The organism is Actinacidiphila sp. bgisy160 (assembly GCF_057707815.1).
Genome location: NZ_JBYIQW010000005.1, coordinates 85,011 through 107,137 on the forward strand (window position 1 = coordinate 85,011; position 22,127 = coordinate 107,137).

The following is a 22,127-nucleotide window of genomic DNA, read 5'->3' on the forward strand; positions in this document are numbered from 1 at the left end:
ACGGCCCCCGGCGACGCGCGCCGGAGGCCGCGGGGCCGCGGGGCCGCGGGGCCGCAGGTGCGGCGGCGGCCTCAGGCCGCGGGGGTCCGCTCGGTGACGGTGACCCGGCCCTTCTCGATGGTGGCGACCCGAGTGGCGCGCCGGGCGATGGCGGAGTCGTGGGTGACCATGACGAAGGTCAGCCCGTACTCCTTCCACAACCCCTCCAGCAGGGCGAGGATCTCGTCGCGGGTGCCCTCGTCCAGGGCACCGGTGGGCTCGTCCGCGAGCAGCACCTTGGGGCGCTTCACCAGCGCCCGGGCGATCGCCACGCGCTGCTGCTGACCGCCCGACAACTCGCCGGGCAGGTGGTGCAGTCGGTCGCCGAGACCGACGGATGCGAGGGCCTCGGCGGCGCGGGTACGGCGTTCGGAGGCCTTCACGCCCAGCGGGACGAGGGCGGTCTCGACGTTCTCCTGGGCGGTCAGGGTCGGGATCAGGTTGAAACTCTGGAAGATGATGCCGATGTTCTGCGACCTGACCTTGGTCAGCCGGGCCTCGCTCAGCCGGGCCAGGTCGACGCCGTCCAGCTCCACCGAACCCTCCGTCGGGCGGTCGAGACCCCCGAGCATCTGCAGCAGCGTCGACTTGCCGCCGCCGGTCGGGCCCTGGACGACGAGCTGGTCACCGTCCTCGATCACCAGGTCGACGCCGCGCAGCGCGTCCACGACGTCCTTGCCACGCGAGTAGCGCTTGGTCACGCCGCTCAGCTTGTACATGAGGTGACTCCTGAAGTCCTGAAGGGGAAGGGCGGGGGCCGCGCCACGCCGGGGGGAAGGTGCGGAACGCGGCCCCCGGTCTCGTGGGGCGGGTACGGGCTACTCGACGCGGCGCAGGGCGTCCGCCGGGCGCAGCCGCGAGGCCCGCCAGCCGCCGAATAGTCCGGCGACCAGACCGCCCGCGACCGCCAGGACCACCGCGAGGACGATGGTGTCGACCTCGACCGGCGCCTCGAGGGCGATCTTCAGGGCGCCGGAGGCCGCGCGCCGGGCCGGCCCGCCCGGCCCGAAGCCGCCGCCCGGTCCCTCGGCACCGCCGCCGGCCCCGCCCACGGTCGCCTCCAGGGTGGGGCTGATCGCGGTGATGAGGTACGCGCAGCCGAGGCCCAGGGCGATGCCGAGCCCGCCGCCGACCAGGCCGTTGACGATCGCCTCGCCCATGACCTGCCGGGTCACCCGGCCGCTCTTCCAGCCCAGCGCCTTGAGGGTGCCGAACTCGCGCACCCTGCGGCTGACGGCGGAGGAGGTCAGCAGGCCCGCGACGAGGAAGGCCGCGACGAGCACCGCGATCGACAGCCACCTGCCCACGTTGGTCGCCAGGTCGGAGGCGGTGCTCAGCGAGCCGGAGACCGTGGATGCCAGGTCGGAGGAGGTGGTCACCGTCGTTCCGGAGATGTTCTTCTGGATCGCGGACTTGACGGAGTCGATCTTCTTGGAGTCACTGGCCTGGACGTAGATCGTGGTGACTTTGTCCTTGGCGTCCGCGAGCGTCTGCGCCTGCTTCAGCGGGATGTAGACGTTGGCGGAGGAGGAACCGCTGTCGGCGGTCGCGATGCCGATGACCTCGAACTTGGTGCCGGAGATGGTGAGCGTCTTGCCCACGGTCAGCTTCTTCTGCTTCGCGTAGGCGCTGTCGAGCACGGCCACCTTGGCGTTGCCCTGCGCGCTGGTGAAGGTCTTCCCCGAGGTGATCTTCGACGAGGTCAGCGGGCCGAGGTCGAGGTGGCCGACGTCCGTCCCGTAGACCGTGAAGTTGTTGATGTCGAAGTCGGCGCCGCCGCCGCGCACCGTGCCCTGCGGCTGGCCGCTGCCGCCTTGGCCGCGCGGCCGGGTGCCGCTGCCCGGCGCCTGCTGGAACTCGCCGCGCTGGAACTGGCCGTTGACCTTGATGACGACCAGGCTCAGCCCGCCGACCGCCGCCTTGACCCCGCTCTGCCCGGCGACCTGGTCGACGACCGACGACTGCAGCGACTCGAAGCCCTGCACCATGACGTGGTCGCTGCTCTGCTCCTTGTCGTCGCCGCGCGCGTCGAACCGGAAGCGCGGCCTTTCCGAGGAGGAGCCGGGGTCGGCGGCCTTGGTGACGGTCATGTCGGTGCCCAGGCCGTACAGCGACTCCAGCACCTTGCCCTGGGCCTGCTGCATGCCGGCCGACACCGAGTTGACGGTGATCACCAGGGCGATGCCCAGTGCGAGGCCCGTCGCGATGACGAGCGCCGCCTTTCTGCGGCGTCGGAGTTCGCGCCGAAGATACGTGAAGAACATGCGATTCCTCGCCGAGTCAGGAAAACGGGAAGCGGGGGGAGGTCAGTGCTCCTTCTCCGCTGCCGCGACGCTAGGAACCGGCCGTGATGAGAGCCTGAGCGGTGGATGAGAGGCGCATGAGAAACCCCTCCCCCAGGAGCCGCGCGGCGGCTGCAGTACCTTGCCCTGGCCCTCCCGCACCCCGCCGGGCCGGGCCGGCGGCGGATTCGCGGAAGGCCGGGCGGGAACGCGGACCGGATGAGAAGGTCGGCGCCTGACGGGACATCATGACGGGGAACGTCCCGACGGGGACATCGGTGGGGGCCCGGGTGGCCGCACGAGGTGGGGAGACGCGGAGATGACGGACGGAACGCCGTTGGGCGGCGGCGGTTGGGGCCCCGGTCACGGGACCGGCGGCGGCACGGGGGGCGGCGGCTTCGGACCGCCGCCCCCGCCGGCGCCGCCGTACCCGCCGCAGCCGCAGGCCCACCGCGGAGCGCCCTGGTACCCGCCGCACCCCGGTTACCCCACACCGCCGCCCCGGCGGCGCGGCCCCCTGCTGGCCGTGGCGGGCCTCGCCACCGCGGCCCTGGTCGCCGGCCTGCTCATCTGGGCGCCCTGGAGCGGTGACGGCTCCGGCGACGGCAAGGGCCCGTCGGCGACCGCGCGCAAGGACCCGGCGGCGGAGGCCGAGCGCATGCTCCGGGAGGCGGCGGACACCATGGACAACGCCCAAGTGGTTTCCTACCGCGGCGACTTCGCGCTCGACAGCGGGGCGAGCACCCCGTTCGACCTGCAGACCACGCCCGGCGGCTGGGGCCGCGGCTCGCTGCGGGACGAGGGTGCCACCGTACGGCTGCTCACCACCGACGACCACCGCCTGACCAAGGCCGGCCGTGCCTACTGGAAGGATCGCGGCTACGCGGGCGACCTCCTCGACCGGATCGACGGCCGCTGGCTGGACTCCTCCGCCGACCTGCCCGAGATCGACGATCTGACGACCCCGCTGGACCCGGCCAACGTCTCGGCCCTGCTCCGTGACGCCGCCGGCCGCGGCCGCCCGGACGCCGTCTCCTCCTCCACGGTCGCCGGACACCCCGTCAAGGTGCTGACCACGACCGGCGGCCGCTTCTGGATCAGCGACTCCACCCCGCGCACCCTGCTGCGCCTGGCCGCGGGCGACTCCCCCGCCGCCTCGGGGCCGCTGCCCCTGCCGGACGGTCTGGACACCACGGTGGCCGCCCTCACCGGCGCCGACCGCGAGACCTTCGCCACCGCCTACGACCGGGACCTCGCCGCCCTGAAGTCCGCCGTCGACCCCGCGGTCAGCTTCAGCAGCACCGGGAAGGCCCGCTTCTCGCCCTGCGGCAACAGCAGTTGCACCGCCCGATTCACCATCCAGAACTCCGTGTACGACGGCCTCGGCGACGAGGAGGCGTCCGACGACCCCGTCTACGCGGAGATCAGCATCGCCATCACCCTCGACGGCCGCAAGGTGAAGACCTGCGACTTCCACCGGAAGATGAAGCCCGCCGACACCGTGTCACTCACCTGCACGGCCACCTACAGTGCCGCGACCTCCCGGGACCACACCGTCCGCGGACTCCCCGACGCCTGGGCACGCGCGGTGCCGGACGACGAACTCTCCCGGCTGCGCGCGGACTTCGCCAAGGGCGTCGTGGACGGTCAGGCCGCCTGAGCGGGCCGGCTTCGCGAGAGCGGTGCGCGCTTAACGGCGCGGCCGCCGGTCCGTCTCGCCTGTGGGTGCGCCGCCGTAGAGCCGGGGCCGACTCCACCGGATGCCGGGGCACCGGGGGCCGGTGGTCCGGCACGGCGTGGTGATGGCCGGGGGCCGGTCGCGCAGCGGACCCCTCAAGGACCTTTCTCGTAAGGACGAAGACTCCCCCCTCCCCTCCCAACCCATCACGCGATCGGGTGATTTGAGCGGAAGCGGTGAGTACAGGGCGGTATGGTCGCCGCAGACAACACCACACAGACGACGGCCCCGGCGGGGACGGCAATCCCGGCCGGGGCCTGACCAATCAAGGAAGCAAGGCCCTTCCCCATGGCTGACACCCAGTCTAGTGCGCCCTCGCACGCCCGCGCCGGGACTCCGACGACCGGCGTCGTCCACGTACGCCGCCGCCTTACGGCGGACTTCACCATCCTCTCCAACCGCCTCGCCCAGCGCCCCGGCAGCGCGGTCACGGTGGGCGTCGGCGCGTATCTGCTCTCCGTCCCGGACGGCGTGCCCGTCAGCATCGACGCGCTGCGTGCGCACTTCACCGAGAGCCGGGAGCGGCTGGCCCGGGCGCTGAACGAGCTGGAGGCGGAGGGATTCCTGGAGCGGGTCGTGGTCCGCGAGGGCAACGGGCGAATCCGTACCCGGACCTATGCCCACGACGCGCCGCGGGCGGACGCGCCGACGGCGCCGGAAGCCCCCGCGCCCGAACCCACCCCGGCCGTGGACTGCGACAAAGCCCCCGACGAAGCTCCCGCCACCGTCCGGGAAGCCGCCCCGGGCGCCACCCTCGGTGCGGACGCCCTCGCCGGGGCCGCCGAGGCCGTCCTCGCGTCCCTCCGCGTACGCGACTCCCGCCTGCTGCTCTCCCAGCGCGACATCGCCCGCCTGGCGCCCGGTGTCGCCGCGTGGCTCCGCCTCGGTGCCGAGCCCCGGCGCATCGCCGAGGCCCTCGCCGCGGACCTGCCCTCCGTCCTGACCCACCGTCCGGCCGGCCTGCTCGCCCACCGCCTGCGCGTATGGGAGCCGCCCGCGGCCACGCCGCCGCCCCGAGCGGCCGTCCCCTGGCAGTCCTGCGACTCCTGCGAACGCCCCTTCCGCGGGCACGCCCCGGCCACCTGCCGGGAGTGCCTGGCCGAAGCGGCATGATGCCGTCACGCCCGGACCCCGGGGCGGCCCCGCCGGGGAACGCCCTTGCCGTGAGTCCACTCGAAGGCGTTCGCTGGTACCCCATGAGGTACACACAACTCGGCCGCACCGGCCTCAAGGTCAGCCGCATCGTGCTGGGCACGATGAACTTCGGCGGGCAGACGGACGAGGCCACCAGCCACATGATCATGGATGCCGCCCTGGACGCGGGCGTCAACTTCTTCGACACGGCGGACATCTACGGCGTCGCCGAGGAGAAGGGGCTCACGGAGAAGGTCATCGGCTCGTGGTTCGCGCGGGGCGGCGGCCGCCGCGACAAGGTGGTCCTGGCCACGAAGGTCTACGGGAACATGTCGGCGGACAAGAAGGCGTGGAACGAGGAGTCGTGGCCGAACCACGACCGGCTCAGCGCCCTCAACATCCGCCGGGCGGTCGAGGCCAGCCTGCGGCGGCTCGGCACGGACCACATCGACGTCTACCAGTTCCACCACGTCGACCGGCGCACCCCGTTCGAGGAGATCTGGCAGGCGGTCGACGTCCTCGTCCGCCAGGGCAAGATCCTTCACGCGGCGTCGTCGAACTTCCCCGGCTACAAGATCGCGCAGGCCAACGAGTCCGCCGCGAACCGTGGTTCGATGGGCCTGGTGAGCGAGCAGTGCCTGTACAACCTGGCGGAGCGCAGCGCCGAACTGGACGTGATCCCGGCGGCGCGGGAGTACGGGCTCGGCGTGATCCCGTGGTCGCCGCTGCACCAGGGGCTGCTGGGCGGCGCGCTGCGCAAGGAGCGGGAGGACAGCGGGGCCCGCACCAGGGTGGGCCGGTCGGCGGCGGGGCTGGCCGACCCGGTGGTCCGGGCGCGGGTGCGGGCGTACGAGAATCTGCTGGGCAAGTACGGGCTGGAGCCCGGCGAGGTCGCGCTCGCCTGGCTGCTGACCCGGCCCGGGGTCACCGGGCCGATCGTGGGGCCGCGCACGGTGGAGCAGTTCGCCTCGGCGTTGCGCGCGGTGGAGCTGGAGCTGGACGAGGAGCTGCTGGCGGGTCTCGACGAGATCTTCCCCGGACCGGGCGCCGCCCCGGAGGCCTTCGCCTGGTGACCCGCGGGAGCGTCGGACCGGGCGAACGGCTGGCCAGGCCGCCTCAGGCCCGGTCCACCCGGCGCGGCCCTACGCCGCCGCGATCGGCTTCGTCATGACGCGCTCCGCGCGCCCGTCCGGCATGACCTCGCCGGATTCGCCGGCGTCCACGAAGCCGTTGCGCGTGTAGAGCGCCGTCGCCGGCGCGTTGCCCTCCGCGACGGCGAGGTGGAGCGAGGCAGCGCCCGCCGTGCCCGCGGCCCACTCCTCGACGGCCCGGATCAGCAGGTCCGCGACGCCGCGGCCGCGGGCCTCGCCCGCAACCCACATCGAGATCAACCGGGCGGTGTCCGGGCGTTCGCCGGGGACGCCGCTCGCCATGCCGCGGGGCCTGCCGTCGACGAGGGCGACCAGGTTGTACGAGCCGGCCAGGGCGAGCCGGTCGCGCCAGCGTTCCTCGCGGTCGCCGTCGCCCTGCCAGTCGGCGAGCCGGGCGCCGAAGGCGTGCGGCGCGTCGGCGAGCGCGGCGAGCCGCAGCTCCCGCCAGAGCGGCCAGTCGTCGGGGGTGAGCACACGCAGTTCGATCACCCCCGCAGGGTGCCGCCGGGACGCGCCCGGCGGCAACCGTGTTTCCGGCGGTCTCAGCGGGTGCCGAGCAGGTGGTCCATCGCGAGCTGGTCGAGCTGCTCGAAGGCGGAGCCGCGGGTCGCGACGGCGTCGGCGTCGAACTCCTCGTAGGCGCCGCGGTCGGCGAGCAGGTCGGCCAGGGTCTCGCCCGCGCCGAGGGTCGGCTGCGCCAGCTGGTCCAGGCGGGCGGCCTTCAGCGCCTCCTGCACGGCCGGGTCGGCACGGAACGCGGCGGCGCGCTCCTTGAGGATGAGGTAGTTGCGCATGCCGCCGGCGGCGGAGGCCCACACGCCGTCCATGTCCTCGGTCCGCGGGGGCTTGAAGTCGAAGTGGCGCGGGCCCTCGTAGCCGGCCGACTCCAGCAGGTCGACCAGCCAGAACGCGGAGCGCAGGTCGCCGGCGCCGAAGCGCAGGTCCTGGTCGTACTTGATGCCGGTCTGACCGTTGAGGTCGATGTGGAAGAGCTTGCCGTGCCACAGCGCCTGGGCGATGCCGTGCGGGAAGTTCAGCCCGGCCATCTGCTCGTGGCCGACCTCGGGGTTGAGGCCGACGAGCTCGGGGTGGGCCAGCTCGTTGATGAACGCCAGCGCGTGACCGATGGTCGGCAGCAGGATGTCGCCGCGCGGCTCGTTCGGCTTGGGCTCGATGGCGAAGCGGATGTCGTAGCCCTGCTCGATGACGTACTCGCCGAGGAGGTCGAAGGCCTCCTTGAAACGGTCGAGGGCGACCCGCACGTCCTTGGCGGCGCCGGACTCGGCGCCCTCGCGGCCGCCCCAGGCGACGTAGACCTTGGCGCCCAGCTCGGCGGCGAGGTCGATGTTGCGGATGGTCTTGCGGAGCGCGAAGCGCCGCACCTCGCGGTCGTTGGCGGTGAAGCCGCCGTCCTTGAAGACCGGGTGCGTGAAGAGGTTGGTGGTGGCCATCGGCACCTTGAGGCCGGTGGCGTCCAGGGCCTGGCGGAAGCGCTTGATGTGGCCCTCGCGCGCGGTGTCGTCCGAGCCGAAGGGGATCAGGTCGTCGTCGTGGAAGGTCACGCCGTACGCGCCGAGCTCGGCCAGCCGGTTGACGCTCTCGACGGGGTCGAGGGCGGGGCGGGTCGCGTCGCCGAAGGGGTCGCGGCCCTGCCAGCCGACGGTCCAGAGACCGAAGGTGAACTTGTCCTCGGGGGTGGGGGTGAAACTCATCGCGGCGGCTCCTATTCGTAAGACCACTGAACAAATTAATATGCCATCGCCGCTTTGTGAAGGGAGCCGCAGGATGGGTAACGGACCGATCGCGCTGGGTGTGGACAGCTCCACCCAGTCGACCAAGGTGCTCGCCGTCGACGTGGAGACGGGCGAGGTACTGGCCAGGGGGCAGGCCCGGCACACGGTCAGCGAGGGCGCGGGCCGCGAGACCGACCCCGAGGTCTGGTGGCGCGCGCTCGGCGACGCGCTCGCCCAGCTCGGGCCGTACGCGGAGCGCGCCGACGCCATCTCCGTCGGCGGCCAGCAGCACGGCCTGGTCGTCCTCGACCCGGCCGGCAGGCCCCTGCGGCCCGCCCTGCTCTGGAACGACGTGCGGTCCGCCCCGCAGGCCGACGCCCTGGTGGAGCGGCACGGCGCCGAGCACTGGGCGCAGCGCTTCGGCAGCGTGCCCGGCACGAGCTTCACCGTGACCAAGTGGGCGTGGCTCACCGAGCACGAGCCCGAGACCGCCAAGGCCGCCGCGGCGGTACGCCTCCCGCACGACTTCCTCACCGAGCGGCTCGCCGGCGCCGGCGTCACCGACCGGGGCGACGCCTCCGGCACCGGCTGGTGGGCCACGGACACCGAGACGTACGACGAGGCGCTGCTCGCGGAGATCGGCCTCGACCCCGCCCTGCTGCCGAGGGTCCTGGGCCCCGGCGAGGCCGCCGGTGTCACCCTGCCCGGACTGCCGTTGCGCGAGGGCGTCCTGGTCGGCGCGGGCACCGGCGACAACGCCGCCGCGGCCCTCGGCCTCGGGCTCGTCCCCGGTCAGCCCGCGCTCAGCCTCGGCACCTCCGGCACGGTCTACACCGCCGCCACCACCCGTCCCACCGACCCCACCGGCATCGTCGCCGGCTTCGCGGGCGGGCACGGCGGCTGGCTGCCGCTGGCCTGCACCCTCAACTGCACCCTCGCCGTCGACAAGATCGCGGGGCTGCTGTCGCTGGACCGCGAGGCGGTCGAGGCGGGCGGCAGGACGGTGCTGCTGCCGTTCCTCGACGGCGAGCGCACGCCCAACCTGCCGTACGCCTCCGGGCTGCTCACCGGGCTGCGGCACGACACCACTGCGGGGCAGATCCTCCAGGCCGCGTACGACGGTGCGGCGTACGCCCTGCTCACCGCCCTCGACCAGGTGCTCGCGGTCGACGGCACCACCTCGGACGAGCCCCTGCTGCTCATCGGCGGCGGCGCCCGCGGGACGGCGTGGCGGGAGACCGTGCGGCGTCTGTCCGGGCGGGCCGTCCGGATCCCCGTCGCGGACGAACTCGTCGCGCTGGGCGCGGCCGCGCAGGCCGCGGGACTGCTCACCGGGCAGACCCCGCAGGACATGGCCCGCCGCTGGAACACCACGGCCGGTCCCTCCTACGACCCCGTCCCCCGGGACGACGCCGCTCTCGACCGCCTCGCCACGGCGCTGGCGGACGCCTTCGGCGTGCGGTGAGCCGGGGCGCCCCGCCCGGTGGCCCGGCCCCCGGCGGGGCGTGCGAGGGTGGCGGCAGGACGACGTTGACCAGGACGGATGACGGACGACAGCGGAAGGGGACCGGGGCGTGGCGGAAAGGCCGGGGTCGCAGGCGGGATTGCGACGGCGGAATCTGGCGCTGGTGATGCGAGCCGTGGCGGACCACGGCGAGGTCTCGCGCGCGGCCGTCGCCGCCGAGGTCGGCCTGACCCGGGCCACCGTGTCGACCCTCGTCGACGAACTGCTCGCCGCGGGCCTGCTCGTGGAGCTGGGCACCCAGCGCCCCGGGACGGTCGGCCGGCCCGGCACCGCCCTCGCGCTGAACGACACCGGCCCGGCGGGCCTCGGCGCCGAGGTCGGGGTGGACCACCTCGCCGCCATCGCGGTGGACCTGCGCGGCACCGTGCGCGCCCGGGCCCGCGTCGAGGCGGACAACCGCGGCCGTCCGGCGACGGAGACGCTGCGCGAACTCGCGGCGCTCGTCGCCGAGGTGCGGCGGGAGGCGCGGGCCGCGGGCCTGAGCCCGGCCGGACTGACGCTCGCCGTGCCGGGCCTGGTCGGCCGGGACCGGCAGGTCGTGATGCGGGCGCCGAACCTCGGCTGGGAGGACGTCGAGCCGGCGGGCTGGTTCGACCGGGCCGACGGCGACGGTCCGGCCGGAGCCCGCATCCCGGTCGCCGTCGAGAACGAGGCCAACCTCGGCGCCCTCGCCGAGCTCTGGCTGGGCGGCCACGAGGGCGTCACGGACTTCGTGCACGTCTCGGCGGAGATCGGCATCGGCGCGGCACTGGTCGTCGACGGCCGGCTGTTCCGCGGGGCGCGGGGCTTCGCCGGGGAGCTCGGCCACGTACCCGTGCACCCGACGGGCCCCCGCTGCTCCTGCGGGGCCCGCGGCTGCCTGGAGCAGTACGCGGGCGAGGAGGCCGTGCTGCGCGCCGCGGGCATCGCCCCGGAGCGGCCGGACGCGCTGAAGGCCCTCCAGGCGGCCGCCACGGAGCAGGACCCGGCGGCGCTGAAGGCGCTGGCGGCCGCCGGCCAGGCCTTCGGGATCGCGCTGAGCGGCGCGGTGAACCTGCTGGACCCGCAGGCCGTCGTGCTGGGCGGCACGCTGGCCTCGCTGGCGCCGTGGCTGCGGTCGGCCGTCGAACGCGAGCTGGACCGCCGCGTGACGGACCGTCAATGGCCCGCGGACGCCGTGCTGGTGTCCCGGCTGGGCCACGAGGGCGTGCTCCTCGGGGCTGCGTACAGCGTGGTGCGCGCCGTCCTGGACGACCCCCAGTCGCTGCGCACCCGGTAACCCCCCGTACAGCCCGGCGACACCCTCGCAACAGCTGGTCACGCAGCGCGCGGAGCCGTCACCCGCGGCCGTTACGATGCGCTGCGCGGCGCGGCCGGGGGCGGCGCCGGTCCGTGGTCCCGGAGGGGGATTTTTTGTGTTCGTGCTGTCCATCCTGCTGCTCATGGCGGCGGTCGCGCTGTTCTTCGTCGCCCGGGGCCAGAGCTCCGGCGGCTGGAGGCTGGGAGCGGCGCTCAGCGCCCTGGCGGGCGTGCTGGCGGGCGTCTTCGCCTGCGTCCACGTCGTGAGCGCCTACGAGGTCGGCGTCCCGGTGACCTTCGGCAAGGTCGGCTCGCCGCTGACCTCCGGTATCCACTTCAGGTCGCCGTTCACCGATGTCACGTCGTTCTCCACGCGCCCGGTCGACCTCGACCTGCACGACAAGGACGTGGTCGAGGTCCGCTCCTCGCAGGGCGGGGTGCTCTACGCCGACGTCACCATCAAGTGGGCCGTGGTGCCCGCCAAGGCCGTCGAGCTCTACCGGCTGGCCGGCAACGAGGAGGCCATCCAGTCGCGGCTGGTGATGCCCGACAGCCGTGAGATCATCCGCAACGTCTTCGCCGCGCACACCAGCGAGGAGGGGTACGCCTCCGCCCGCGAGCGGATCGGCTCGGAGATCGACTCCCTGATCAAGCAGCGCCTCGCCCCGCGCGGCATCGACGTCACCGCGGTGAACCTGCGCAATGTGCGGCCCTCCCGCCAGTTGCAGGAGCAGATCGACAAGAAGATCCAGCAGCAGCAGGCCACCGAGCGGGCCGTCGAGGCGGCAAGAACGGCCAAGGCAGAGGCGGAGCGCAAGCGGATCGAGGCGGAGGGCATCGCGAGCGCCAACCGGATCATCGCGCGGTCGCTGAGCGACAAGGTGCTCTACAACCAGTGCCTGGACGCCTACCGGGAGGCCGCCAAGTCCCATCCCGTGTACGCGGTGCCCTGCGGCACCGGCTCCGACGGCTCCCCGGTCATCGTGGACGGCACGAAGGACTGACGGCCCGGCGGCGGAGGGCGCCGCTCCCGCCCCCGAACGCCACAGGGGCCCGGAACCTCGCGGTTCCGGGCCCCTGTCGCCGTTCGGGGGCGGGAGCGGTCTCAGACCGCGCTGCCCGCCTTCCACGCGCTCCAGCTCATGTTCCAGCCGTTGAGGCCGTTGCCCGGGTCGACGGTCTTGTCCTTGGAGTTCTTCACGGTCACGACGTCCCCGACGATCGAGTTCGTGTAGAACCAGTAGGCGTCGGTGGAGGTGTCCTTGGCGCCCTTGGTGTCGTTCAGGCCCACGCAGCCGTGGCTGGTGTTGACGTTGCCGAACACCGAGTCGGCACCCCAGTAGTTGCCGTGGATGAAGGTGCCGGACGTGGTCAGGCGCATGGCGTGCGGCACGTCCTTGATGTCGTACTCGCCCTTGCCGTCGTCGTCGGTGAAGCCGACGGTGGCGCCGTTCATCCGGGTCTCGGTGAACTTCTCGGAGATCACCATCTGGCCGTTGTAGGTGGTGTTCTCGTCGGAGCCCGCCGAGATCGGGATGTCGCGGATGACCTTGCCGTCGCGGACGACCTTCATCCGGTGGCTGGCGGCGTCGACCGTGGAGACCTGGCTGCGGCCGATCTTGAAGGTGACGGTCTTCTCCTGGACCCCGTAGACGCCGCTGGAGCCCTCCACGCCGTCCAGGTTCAGCTTCAGGGTCACCGTGGAGCCGGCCTGCCAGTAGGACTGGGGACGGAAGTCCAGCCGGGTGGAGTTGAACCAGTGGCCGACGACCTCCTGGCCGCTGCTGGAGCTCACCGAGATCGCGGACTGGACGGCCTTCTTGTCCTCGATGGCCTTGGTGAAGTTGATCGAGACCGGCATGCCCACGCCGACGGTCTGGCCGTTCTCGGGCGTGTAGTAGCCGATGAAGCTGTGCTCGGGACTGACCGTGGTGAAGGTGGAGTTCTCGGCGGCCTTGCGGCCCTTGCTGTCCTCCGCCTTGGCGGAGATCTTGTACTGGGTGGCCCGCTCGAGCTGGGCGTTGGGGGACCAGCTCGTGCCGTCCGCGGAGATCGTGCCCGCGACCTCGGAGCCGTCGGCGACCGAGGTCATCACCACGCTGGTGAGCTCACCGTCGGCCACCTGCACCTTGGCGCCGGTGTTGATGCTGACGTTGTCGGCGCCGGTCTTGGGGGTGATCGATATTCGGGCGTCAGACGCGTCCTTGGCCGCCTGCTCGTCGACCGAGGCCTGCGACTTGACGTTGCTGTCGGAGCCGGCGGTGCCCGCCTTGTCTCCCCCGCAGGCGGTCAGCGTGATCGCCCCGACGGCCAGCAGCGCCAGAGCTGCCAGCCCGGCTCGCCGCTTGCGAGAGGGACTCGTGTCGGTGGCTGTGCCGGTCACGGCGCGCTTCACACAGATCTCCAATGTCTTGGTACGCGTTTCCCCCGGCCCGCGTGCGTCGCAGGCCACGGCCCTCGATCGAGCCTTACTCGTACGTCCAGGAACTGCCAGGGTCTTTGGTCCGTTCCCCAACACCTCGAAGTGTGGGGAAGAACACGTGCGTGACGCACGTGACATGGGCGCGGCCCCGCGGCCCGTGCGAAACCCCGGACCCTGAAGGGCCCGGGGCAGGTGAGTCACGCGGTGGCGAAGACGCGTTCAGCGTCCCCGCGGTTCCTCCTCGTCGATGTCGGCTTCGTCACCCGCGTCGTCGTCGGCCTCGTCGTCGTAGAGGTCCCACTCGTCGGAGTCGGGGTCGTACTCGGTGTGGGCGCAGGACCAGGACGCCTGCACCAGTTCGATCCCCGGCACGCTCGTGACCAGGTCGAAGGGATCGACCAGGTACGCCAGCGCCTCCGACTCGTCCTGCCGCACCGACGCCTCGGCGTGTTGCCGCTCGTCGTCCGGCATGTACTCGTCGCCGCCGATCTGCTCCAGCGCGGCGTCGGTCAGCTCGCCGGACCCGGTGATCTCCAGGACCAGCTCCACCTGGAGCCGCACGTAGCGCGGCCCGCTCTCCCCGGCGGGGATGTCAGTAGTGCTCATGTGACGGAGCGTATGCGGGGGAACGGCCCCCGTTGCGCAGGCAGCCCGCTTCCGGCGCGGAAGGATACCCGTGGCGGCCCTCCGGGAACCCGCGGAAGCCGCGGTTCCGGGACCGAACTTCCCTCAATGGCGCTTGTCTCACTACCATCGGCCTTCACGGTCAAGTCGCCGCAACCGCTGGGGGATCCGTTGACCTCGCACCGTCCACCCGCCTTCGTCGCCATCACGGCGGCCGCCGTCCTCGGCGCCCTGTACTTCGTGCCCAACGCGTCCGCCAGCGCCGAGCACACGGCGAACACGAGCGCGCAGTCGTCCGCTTCGACCACCGCCACCACCGGGCCGGGAACCGGCCAGGGGCAGCACCTGGCGGACACCGGAAGCGTCGACACCACGCCGTACCTCGTCGGCGGGACCGCCTTCCTCGGCCTGGGCGCGGCGCTCGTGATCAACGCGAGCCGCCGCGCCCGCGACGCGTACTAGGACCGCCCCCGGCCCCTTGGGGGCCGGGGTCAGGCGAGCGGGCCGGTCACCGACTCTGCCGCCGCCACCAGACCGCCGCCGCGCACGAAGTCGTACGCCGCCTCCAGGTCCGGGGACAGGAAGCGGTCAGGACCGGGGCCGCCCACTCCGGCCTCACGCGCCGCCTTGAGCACCGCCCGGGTCGCCGGGGCGGCCACCAGCACCTCGCTGCCCTGCACACGCAGCTCGACGGCGCGGGAGGCGGCCATCAGCTCGACCGCGATGATCCGGGCGAGGTTGTCCACCGCCTGCCGCAGCTTGCGGGCGGCCGACCAGCCCATCGACACATGGTCCTCCTGCATCGCCGAGGACGGGATGGAGTCCACCGACGCGGGCACGGCGAGCCGCTTGTTCTCGCTGACCAGCGCGGCCTGCGTGTACTGGGCGATCATCAGGCCGGAGTCCACGCCCGGGTCGTCGGCCAGGAAGGCCGGCAGTCCGTGCGAACGGCTCTTGTCCAGCAGCCGGTCGGTGCGCCGCTCCGCTATCGAGCCGAGGTCGGCGGCGGCGATGGCCAGAAAGTCCAGCACATAGGCGACGGGCGCGCCGTGGAAGTTGCCGTTGGACTCCACACGTCCCTCCCCGGCGGCACCCCCGAGGAGGACGACCGGGTTGTCGACGGCCGCGGCCAGTTCCCGGTCGGCCACCGTCATGGCGTGCGCCACGGTGTCCCGGCCGGCGCCGGCCACCTGCGGGGCGCAGCGGATCGAGTACGCGTCCTGCACCCGGGGGGCGTCGTCCTGGTGGTGCCCGGTGAGGCCGGAGCCGGCGAGCACGCGGCGCATGTTCTCGGCGCTGGCCGCCTGGCCGGGGTGCGGGCGGATCGCGTGCAGCTCGGGGGCGAGCACCTTGTCGGTGCCCAGCAGCGCCTCCAGCGACAGCGCGGCGGTGACGTCGGCGGCGGTGAACAGCCGCCGCAGGTCCTCGATGGCCATGACGAGCATGCCGAGCATGCCGTCGGTGCCGTTGATGAGGGCCAGGCCCTCCTTCTCGCGCAGCTCGACGGGCTCGATGCCGTGCTCGGCCAGCAGCTCCGGCACGGGGCGCACGACGCCGTCGGGGCCCTCGGCCTCGCCCTCGCCCATCAGGACCAGCGCGCAGTGCGACAGCGGCGCCAGGTCGCCGGAGCAGCCCAGGGAGCCGAACTCGTGGACGACCGGGGTGATGCCGGCGTTGAGCAGCGCGGCCATCGTCTCGGCGACGACGGGACGGACACCGGTACGGCCGGAGGCCAGCGTCTTCAGCCGCAGGAACATCAGGGCGCGCACCACCTCGCGCTCCACCCGCGGACCCATGCCGGCGGCGTGCGAGCGCACCAGGCTGCGCTGCAGCTGCGCGCGCAGCTCGGGGCTGATGTGCCGCACCGCGAGCGCGCCGAAGCCCGTCGAGACCCCGTACACCGGCTCTGGTTTCGCCGCCAGTGCGTCCACGACCTCGCGCGCCGCGGCGATCCCGGCCAGCGCCTCCGCAGACAGCTCGACCCGCGCACCGTCGCGGGCCACCGCCAACACGTCCTCCGCCGCGACCCCGTGGGCCCCGATCACCACGTTATGCATACTCATATTCACGAACCCTACGGACTGAATCGCTACCTGTCACGTGCCGGACGGACGTCTTCCACGCGGTCCTCGCCGCACCCGCCGGCCCGGTCCCATCGTCCGCTCCCCGGCCCGCCGGGCGGCGCTCAGTCCCGCCCCCGGAAGCGGCGCCGCTCCACGTCGTGGCCCGAGGGCTGGTCGGCGAGCCGGACCACCGGGTCCTCGGGCGCCCCGCGCCCGGCGACCACCGGCTCCACCGAGTGCAGGGCCTTCGCCCGGTACTGGGCCGCGTCCGCCAGCCGGAACAGCCGGCGCCCCGAGGTCACCGCGCCGATCTCGGCGTCCGTGGACGCCACCCCGACCGCGACCCCGTCGCCCAGCCCCAGCCACTTGGTGCGCACGCACAGCTCCTCGGCGACCGCCACGACCTCCTCCGCGCGGTGCCCGACCGAGAGCAGGCAGAACTCGTCGCCGCCCAGCCGGGCCACCAGGCTGCCCTCCAGGGCGGCCCCGCACAGCGACAGCACGGAACCGAATCCGACCAGCAGCCGGTCGCCGACAGCGTGCCCGAGCTGGTCGTTGACCCGCTTGAGCCCGTTGAGGTCGCAGACCACCAAACTCACCGGGGTCCCGTCGGCACGGTGCCGTTCCACCGCCTCCTCCAGCCGCTGGTCGACGGCCCGCCGGTTGGCCAGCCCGGTCAGCGGGTCGCTGAAGGCCAGCCGGCGCACCTCGGCCAGCCGCTCGGTCTGGGCGATCCCGGCCGCGGTGAGCGCCGCGAGCACGGTCGCGAACTCGGCGTCGTCCCGGTCGAAGACCGGTCGCCCGGCCCCCCTGGCCACGTACAGCTCGCCCCAGGCGAGCCCGTGCAGCATGATCGGCGCGACGACGCAGGAGGTCCGGCCGCGCCGCCGCAGCGTGGCCACCCGCTGGTGGCAGTAGGCGCCGGTACGGCCCTGCGCCGGGCCCTCGGCGGTCTCGATCCAGGCGTGCGGCTCGCCGCCCTCGGTCCACTTGGCGTGCAGGAACTCCACGATCTCCGGGAAGTCCGCGACCGAGTAGACCTCCTCGGCGGGCTGCGGCTCCTCGCCGGGTGCCAGGTCCCCGTCGTTGACCAGCACCCGCAGCCGTCCCCGGTCGCGTTCCCAGCGGGAGATCGCCGACATGGAACCGCCGAGCGCGGCCCGCGCCGAGGACGCGGCGGCGACGGCCGCCTCCATCGGCGACTTCGCCGCCGCCACCGCCCGCGCGAGTTCGGCGACGGCGCGCAGCCGAGCGTCCCCGCCGGTGCCGTTCATGCGCCCGTCTCCTGTCGCCCGCGGACTTTTTACCAGTTTGCGACGTTCGCACGGCCCCGCACGTTACGCGCCCGGCGGCGCGGACGTTTTACCCCCCGATCACTCACCCGGCCACACCGGGTCACGCTTCTCGTTGAACGCCGCGACGCCCTCGGCGCGGTCACCGGAGAAGGCGACCGTGCGCCACGCGGCGTCCTCGACGTCCAGCCCGGTCCGCAGGTCCGTGCCCTGGCCCAGCCGCAGCGCCCGCTTGGCCGCCCGCAGGCCGACCGGCGAGTTCGCAGCGATCCGGGTGGCCAGCGCGAGCGCCTCCACGCGGTCCTGGCCCTCCTCCGCGAGCACGTCGACCAGCCCCAGCGCCAGCGCCTCCGCCGCGGCCACCCGGCGCCCGGTGAAGATCAGCTGCGCCGCCCGCGCCGCGCCCACCCGGCGCGGCAGCAGCTGCGTGCCGCCACCGCCGGGGATGACACCCACCGTGACCTCCGGCAGCCCCACGACGGCCGTCGGGTCCGCGACGATCACGTCGCACGCCAGCGCCAGCTCGTACCCGCCGCCGAGGGCGAAGCCGTGCACCGAGGCCACCGTCGGCATCGGCAGCTCCAGCACCGCCGTGTAGGCGGCACGCGTGTACGGGCGCTGCCGCGCGAGGTCGGCGTCGGTGAAGGAGTTGCGCTCCTTCAGGTCGGCGCCCACGCAGAACGCCCGCTCGTGGGTCGAGGTGAGCACCACGCAGCTGACCGACCGGTCGCCGGACAGGGCCGCGCACGCCTCGGTGACCGTCCGGGCCATGTCCGTCGAGATGGCGTTCATCGCCTTGGGCCGGTCCAGCACCAGTTCCGCCACCCGCCCGGCGTCACCGTGCCTGCGTACTGCCACCCACTCGCCAAACCGCTGCTCGGCCATCGCGCCGCCACCTCCGGGTCGCTGTTAACGATCGTGAACCGTCGACCGCCAGCGTAGTGGGCGGACCCGATCAGCCGCCCCGGCGGTTCAGCAGCCAGGGCTCGACCACGCCGAGACCGCGCACCGGCCGCCGCCACATGGGCTGCAGCGCGAAGCGGTACTTCTCCTCCGACCCGGGCTCGATCTCCGCCTCCGACTCGGGAGCCTCGCCCGCCGCGACGAGCGCCTGCGCCAGCTCGCCGTCGACGAGCACCGCGTCCCGGGGCGCTATCGAGGTCAGCCGGCTCGCCAGGTTCACCGTGGTGCCGAAGACGTCGCCCATACGGGTCGTGACGGTGCCGAAGGCCATGCCGACGCGCAGCGCCGGCATCGTCTCGTCGCCGTTCATCGTCTCGATGAGCCGCATGCCGATCTCGGCGGCCGTCCCCGCGTCGTCGGCGATGAACAACACTTCGTCGCCGAGGGTCTTGACGAGCCGTCCGCCGTGCGCGGCCACCTGGTCGGCGGCCGTGGTCTCGAAGGCCTCGACCAGCTCGCCGAGTTCCTCCTCCTCCAGCCGGCGGGTGAGCCGGGTGAAGCCGACGAGGTCCGCGAAACCGACCGCGAGCCGGCGGTCGACGGCCTCTTCGTCGTCGGAGCGGACGACCCGGCTGGTGGCGGCGGCGAGCTGCCGGCGCCACACGTACGTCAGGAACTCCTCCAGCTCCGGCAGCAGCAGCTCGACCAGCGGATAGGCCACCTCGCCCCGGGTCATGCCGGGTTCGGGCGGCTCGGTGAGCTCCTCCAGGAAGGAGTCGGTCTGCCACTCGGCCAGCCGGGCCGTGGTCTGACCGGTGGACCGGGCGACCTGGATCGCCGTGCTCTCGCTGATCAGCCCGGCCTCGACCAGACCGGCGAGCCGCCGCAGCGCCAGGACGTCGGCCTCGGTCAGCGCGCGTGCCTGGCCGATGTCGGCGAAGCCCATCGCACGCCAGAACCGGGCGGCCAGGTCCATCGAGACACCGGCGCTGCGGGCCGCCTGGAAGGGTGTGTAGTGCCGTCCGGAACCGAGGATCAGCTGCTCCAGACGGAGCGCGATCGGGTCCTCCTCGATGCCGTGGGACCGGGCGGTTCCGCCCCGTTCCTCGGGCTCTTCGCGCTCCTCGCGTTCCGCCTGCTCGTCACGAGGCCCGCCCGGCTCTTCGTGCGGCGGGAGGTCGCTCGCGTCGTCCACGGTCACCGCCCGCCCCCTCCTGGGTCCCTGTGTACCGGCCCTTCCGATCACCGTGCCGGAGGCTGCCGCATCAACAATACGGCAGGTGTGGTCTGGCTCACTCTCCCGCCGGGCGCACGTGGACGACGTCGCCGGCGGCGACCGCCTGTTCGCCCTCGCCGGTCGCGACGACCAGTCGCCCGTCGTCGTCGACGGCCACCGCCCGCCCGGCCACCTGGCCCCCACCGGGGAGTTCGGCGCGCACGGCACGGCCGAGCGTCACGCAGCCGGCGGCGTACGCCTGCTGCAGGCGGGAGGCGGCCGGGTCGCCCTCGGCACGCAGCCACTCGCCGTACCAGTCGGCGAGGGAACGCAGCACGGCGCGCAGCAGCGGATCGCGGTCGGTGACCTTGGCCCCGGCGAGCGCGAGCGAGCCCGCGGCGGGAACCGGCAGCTCCTCCTGGCGGAGCGTGACGTTGAGGCCGATGCCGATCACCACGGCGTCGTCGCCGACGCGCTCGGCGAGGATGCCGCCGGTCTTGCGCTCCTCGCCACCGACCGTGACGAGCACGTCGTTGGGCCACTTCAGCCCCGTGTCCACGCCCGCCGTCCGCGCCACCGCGGTGGCCGTCGCCACGCCGGCCAGCAGCGGCAGCCAGCCCCAGCGCCGGGGCGGGACGGCGGTCGGCCGCAGCAGCACGGAGAGGAAGAGCCCGGAGCGGGCGGGGGCCTGCCACTGGCGGTCCAGGCGGCCGCGACCCGCGGACTGCTCCTCGGCGACCAGGACCGCGCCCTCGGCGGCGCCTTCCCGGGCCCGGGCGCCCAGGTCGCTGTTGGTGGAGCCGGTGGAGTCGACCACGACCAGGTCGGTCCACAGGCTGTCGGGGGTGACGATCGCGCGGCGCAGGGCGGCCGCGTTGAGCGGCGGCCGCTCGAGGTCGGACCAGCGGTTCGAGGTCATGTGTCCAGCCTAGGGTCTGCCCTCCGGATCGCCGCGGACGCGCCTGCCGGGTGCCGGGACGACGCGGCGCCCGGCAGGGCGGACCCTGGGAGTGGAGTGTGGCCAACGCCGCACTGACCGGGCAGCATCCGCGCGGTTACGCTACGAAAACAGCATTACTCGCCAGTCACGTCACACCCTCAGAACGACCCGACGAGAGCAGGAGAGCCGCCTCCCATGGCCGAGCCGGAGATCGACATCCACACCACCGCGGGGAAGCTCGCGGACCTGCGCCGCCGTATCGACGAGGCAACCCACGCCGGCTCGGCGCGCGCGGTGGAGAAGCAGCACGCCAAGGGCAAGCTGACCGCGCGTGAGCGCATCGAACTGCTGCTGGACGAGGGCTCCTTCGTCGAGCTGGACGAGCTGGCCCGGCACCGCTCGACCAACTTCGGCCTGGAGAGGAACCGCCCCTACGGCGACGGTGTCGTCACCGGCCACGGCACCGTGGACGGCCGCCCGGTGGCGGTGTTCTCCCAGGACTTCACCGTGTTCGGCGGCGCGCTCGGCGAGGTCTTCGGCGAGAAGATCGTCAAGGTCATGGACTGGGCGCTGAAGACCGGCTGCCCGGTCATCGGCATCAACGACTCCGGCGGCGCGCGCATCCAGGAGGGTGTCACCTCGCTCGGCCTGTACGGCGAGATCTTCCGCCGCAACACCCATGCCTCCGGTGTCATCCCGCAGATCTCGCTCATCCTGGGCCCCTGCGCGGGCGGCGCGGTCTACTCCCCCGCCATCACCGACTTCGTGGTGATGGTCGACCAGACCTCGCACATGTTCATCACCGGCCCTGACGTCATCAAGACCGTCACCGGTGAGGACGTCGGCTTCGAGGAGCTGGGCGGCGCCCGTTCGCACAACACCGTCTCCGGCAACGCGCACCACATGGCCGGAGACGAGAAGGACGCCATCGAGTACGTCAAGGCCCTGCTGTCCTACCTGCCGTCCAACAACCTCCAGGAAGCCCCGGCCTTCCCGCAGGAGGCGGAAATCGAGGTGTCGGCGGAGGACCTCGAGCTGGACACCCTGATCCCGGACTCGGCGAACCAGCCGTACGACATGCACCAGGTCATCGAGCACGTCCTGGACGACGGCGAGTTCCTGGAGACCCAGGCCCTGTTCGCGCCCAACATCGTCACCGGCTTCGGACGGATCGAGGGCCACCCGGTCGGCGTCGTCGCCAACCAGCCGATGCAGTTCGCCGGCTGCCTGGACATCAACGCCAGCGAGAAGGCCGCGCGCTTCGTCCGCACGTGCGACAGCTTCAACGTCCCGGTCGTCACCTTCGTCGACGTCCCCGGCTTCCTGCCCGGCACGGACCAGGAGTGGAACGGCATCATCCGGCGCGGCGCCAAGCTGATCTACGCGTACGCCGAGGCCACGGTCCCGCTGATCACGGTGATCACACGCAAGGCCTTCGGCGGGGCCTACGACGTCATGGGCTCCAAGCACCTCGGCGCCGACCTCAACCTGGCCTGGCCGACCGCCCAGATCGCGGTCATGGGCGCCCAGGGCGCGGTCAACATCCTGCACCGCCGCACCCTGGCCGAGGCGGGTTCCCCGGAGGAGGCGGAGGCGCTGCGCGCCCAGCTGATGCAGGAGTACGAGGACACCCTGCTCAACCCGTACGTCGCCGCGGAGCGCGGCTACGTCGACGCGGTCATCCTGCCCTCCGAGACCCGCACGCACCTGGTGAAGGCGCTGCGGACGCTGCGCAACAAGCGCGAGAGCCTGCCCCCAAAGAAGCACGGCAACATCCCCCTGTAAGG

General features: G+C 73.1%; 19 protein-coding genes. 8 read left to right on the forward strand and 11 right to left on the reverse strand.

The features are described from left to right. Positions 1-71: 71 nt before the first annotated feature. Positions 72-758 carry an ABC transporter ATP-binding protein gene (locus AC3EUJ_RS07100; protein WP_431960123.1) on the reverse strand — a complete coding sequence of 229 codons (687 nt, stop codon included), beginning with the start codon at positions 756-758 and terminating at the stop codon, positions 72-74. Positions 759-857: 99 nt separating this feature from the next. Then, positions 858-2,303 (reverse strand): ABC transporter permease, encoded by a 1,446-nt coding sequence (locus AC3EUJ_RS07105; protein ID WP_431960124.1) that lies wholly within the window; start codon positions 2,301-2,303, stop codon positions 858-860. Between the two features lie 337 nt (positions 2,304-2,640). Here AC3EUJ_RS07105 and AC3EUJ_RS07110 point away from each other — a divergent pair, with 337 nt between their 5' ends. From AC3EUJ_RS07110 to AC3EUJ_RS07120, 3 genes are all read left to right on the forward strand, one after another. Beyond that, the gene (locus tag AC3EUJ_RS07110; protein ID WP_431960125.1) at positions 2,641-3,981 is read left to right on the forward strand and encodes a hypothetical protein; all 1,341 of its coding nucleotides are present in this window, start codon (positions 2,641-2,643) and stop codon (positions 3,979-3,981) included. A gap of 366 nt (positions 3,982-4,347) precedes the next feature. Continuing rightward, positions 4,348-5,172, forward strand: a complete 825-nt coding sequence (locus AC3EUJ_RS07115; protein ID WP_431960126.1) for a hypothetical protein — start codon at positions 4,348-4,350, stop codon at positions 5,170-5,172. 83 nt (positions 5,173-5,255) lie between these two features. Beyond that, positions 5,256-6,266 (forward strand): aldo/keto reductase, encoded by a 1,011-nt coding sequence (locus tag AC3EUJ_RS07120; RefSeq protein ID WP_431960127.1) that lies wholly within the window; start codon positions 5,256-5,258, stop codon positions 6,264-6,266. Positions 6,267-6,335: 69 nt separating this feature from the next. Here AC3EUJ_RS07120 and AC3EUJ_RS07125 read toward each other — a convergent pair whose 3' ends face one another. Both AC3EUJ_RS07125 and xylA read right to left on the reverse strand, forming a co-directional pair. After that, a complete protein-coding gene (locus tag AC3EUJ_RS07125; protein WP_431960128.1) occupies positions 6,336-6,833 on the reverse strand; it encodes a GNAT family N-acetyltransferase in 498 nt (165 codons plus the stop codon). A 53-nt stretch (positions 6,834-6,886) separates the two neighbouring features. After that, the gene (gene xylA, locus AC3EUJ_RS07130; RefSeq protein WP_431960129.1) at positions 6,887-8,056 is read right to left on the reverse strand and encodes a xylose isomerase; all 1,170 of its coding nucleotides are present in this window, start codon (positions 8,054-8,056) and stop codon (positions 6,887-6,889) included. A gap of 73 nt (positions 8,057-8,129) precedes the next feature. Between xylA and xylB the strand changes: the two genes are divergently transcribed. The 3 genes from xylB to AC3EUJ_RS07145 all read left to right on the forward strand — a co-directional run bounded on the left by xylB (position 8,130) and on the right by AC3EUJ_RS07145 (position 11,884). After that, the gene (gene xylB, locus AC3EUJ_RS07135; protein WP_431960130.1) at positions 8,130-9,542 is read left to right on the forward strand and encodes a xylulokinase; all 1,413 of its coding nucleotides are present in this window, start codon (positions 8,130-8,132) and stop codon (positions 9,540-9,542) included. Between the two features lie 166 nt (positions 9,543-9,708). Further along, positions 9,709-10,860: an ROK family protein gene (locus AC3EUJ_RS07140; protein ID WP_431960249.1), complete on the forward strand. Its 1,152-nt coding sequence runs from the start codon at positions 9,709-9,711 to the stop codon at positions 10,858-10,860. A 142-nt stretch (positions 10,861-11,002) separates the two neighbouring features. Further along, positions 11,003-11,884, forward strand: a complete 882-nt coding sequence (locus AC3EUJ_RS07145; protein ID WP_431960131.1) for a prohibitin family protein — start codon at positions 11,003-11,005, stop codon at positions 11,882-11,884. A gap of 101 nt (positions 11,885-11,985) precedes the next feature. On the opposite strand, the gene AC3EUJ_RS07150 is transcribed toward AC3EUJ_RS07145, so the two are convergent. Beyond that, positions 11,986-13,263, reverse strand: coding sequence for a L,D-transpeptidase (locus tag AC3EUJ_RS07150; protein ID WP_431960132.1), 1,278 nt, complete (start codon positions 13,261-13,263; stop codon positions 11,986-11,988). A 258-nt stretch (positions 13,264-13,521) separates the two neighbouring features. Continuing rightward, positions 13,522-13,908: a hypothetical protein gene (locus AC3EUJ_RS07155; protein ID WP_431960133.1), complete on the reverse strand. Its 387-nt coding sequence runs from the start codon at positions 13,906-13,908 to the stop codon at positions 13,522-13,524. 189 nt (positions 13,909-14,097) lie between these two features. Here AC3EUJ_RS07155 and AC3EUJ_RS07160 point away from each other — a divergent pair, with 189 nt between their 5' ends. Further along, positions 14,098-14,388 (forward strand): hypothetical protein, encoded by a 291-nt coding sequence (locus tag AC3EUJ_RS07160; RefSeq protein WP_431960134.1) that lies wholly within the window; start codon positions 14,098-14,100, stop codon positions 14,386-14,388. A 29-nt stretch (positions 14,389-14,417) separates the two neighbouring features. On the opposite strand, the gene hutH is transcribed toward AC3EUJ_RS07160, so the two are convergent. The 5 genes from hutH to AC3EUJ_RS07185 all read right to left on the reverse strand — a co-directional run bounded on the left by hutH (position 14,418) and on the right by AC3EUJ_RS07185 (position 20,319). Then, positions 14,418-15,983 carry a histidine ammonia-lyase gene (hutH, locus tag AC3EUJ_RS07165; protein ID WP_431960250.1) on the reverse strand — a complete coding sequence of 522 codons (1,566 nt, stop codon included), beginning with the start codon at positions 15,981-15,983 and terminating at the stop codon, positions 14,418-14,420. 128 nt (positions 15,984-16,111) lie between these two features. After that, the gene (locus tag AC3EUJ_RS07170; RefSeq protein WP_431960135.1) at positions 16,112-17,263 is read right to left on the reverse strand and encodes a GGDEF domain-containing protein; all 1,152 of its coding nucleotides are present in this window, start codon (positions 17,261-17,263) and stop codon (positions 16,112-16,114) included. 99 nt (positions 17,264-17,362) lie between these two features. Next, positions 17,363-18,166: an enoyl-CoA hydratase/isomerase family protein gene (locus tag AC3EUJ_RS07175; protein WP_431960136.1), complete on the reverse strand. Its 804-nt coding sequence runs from the start codon at positions 18,164-18,166 to the stop codon at positions 17,363-17,365. 70 nt (positions 18,167-18,236) lie between these two features. Then, positions 18,237-19,385 carry an adenylate/guanylate cyclase domain-containing protein gene (locus AC3EUJ_RS07180; protein ID WP_431960137.1) on the reverse strand — a complete coding sequence of 383 codons (1,149 nt, stop codon included), beginning with the start codon at positions 19,383-19,385 and terminating at the stop codon, positions 18,237-18,239. A 91-nt stretch (positions 19,386-19,476) separates the two neighbouring features. Then, positions 19,477-20,319, reverse strand: a complete 843-nt coding sequence (locus AC3EUJ_RS07185; RefSeq protein WP_431960138.1) for a biotin--[acetyl-CoA-carboxylase] ligase — start codon at positions 20,317-20,319, stop codon at positions 19,477-19,479. 216 nt (positions 20,320-20,535) lie between these two features. Here AC3EUJ_RS07185 and AC3EUJ_RS07190 point away from each other — a divergent pair, with 216 nt between their 5' ends. After that, positions 20,536-22,125 (forward strand): acyl-CoA carboxylase subunit beta, encoded by a 1,590-nt coding sequence (locus tag AC3EUJ_RS07190; RefSeq protein WP_431960139.1) that lies wholly within the window; start codon positions 20,536-20,538, stop codon positions 22,123-22,125. Positions 22,126-22,127 lie beyond the last annotated feature (2 nt).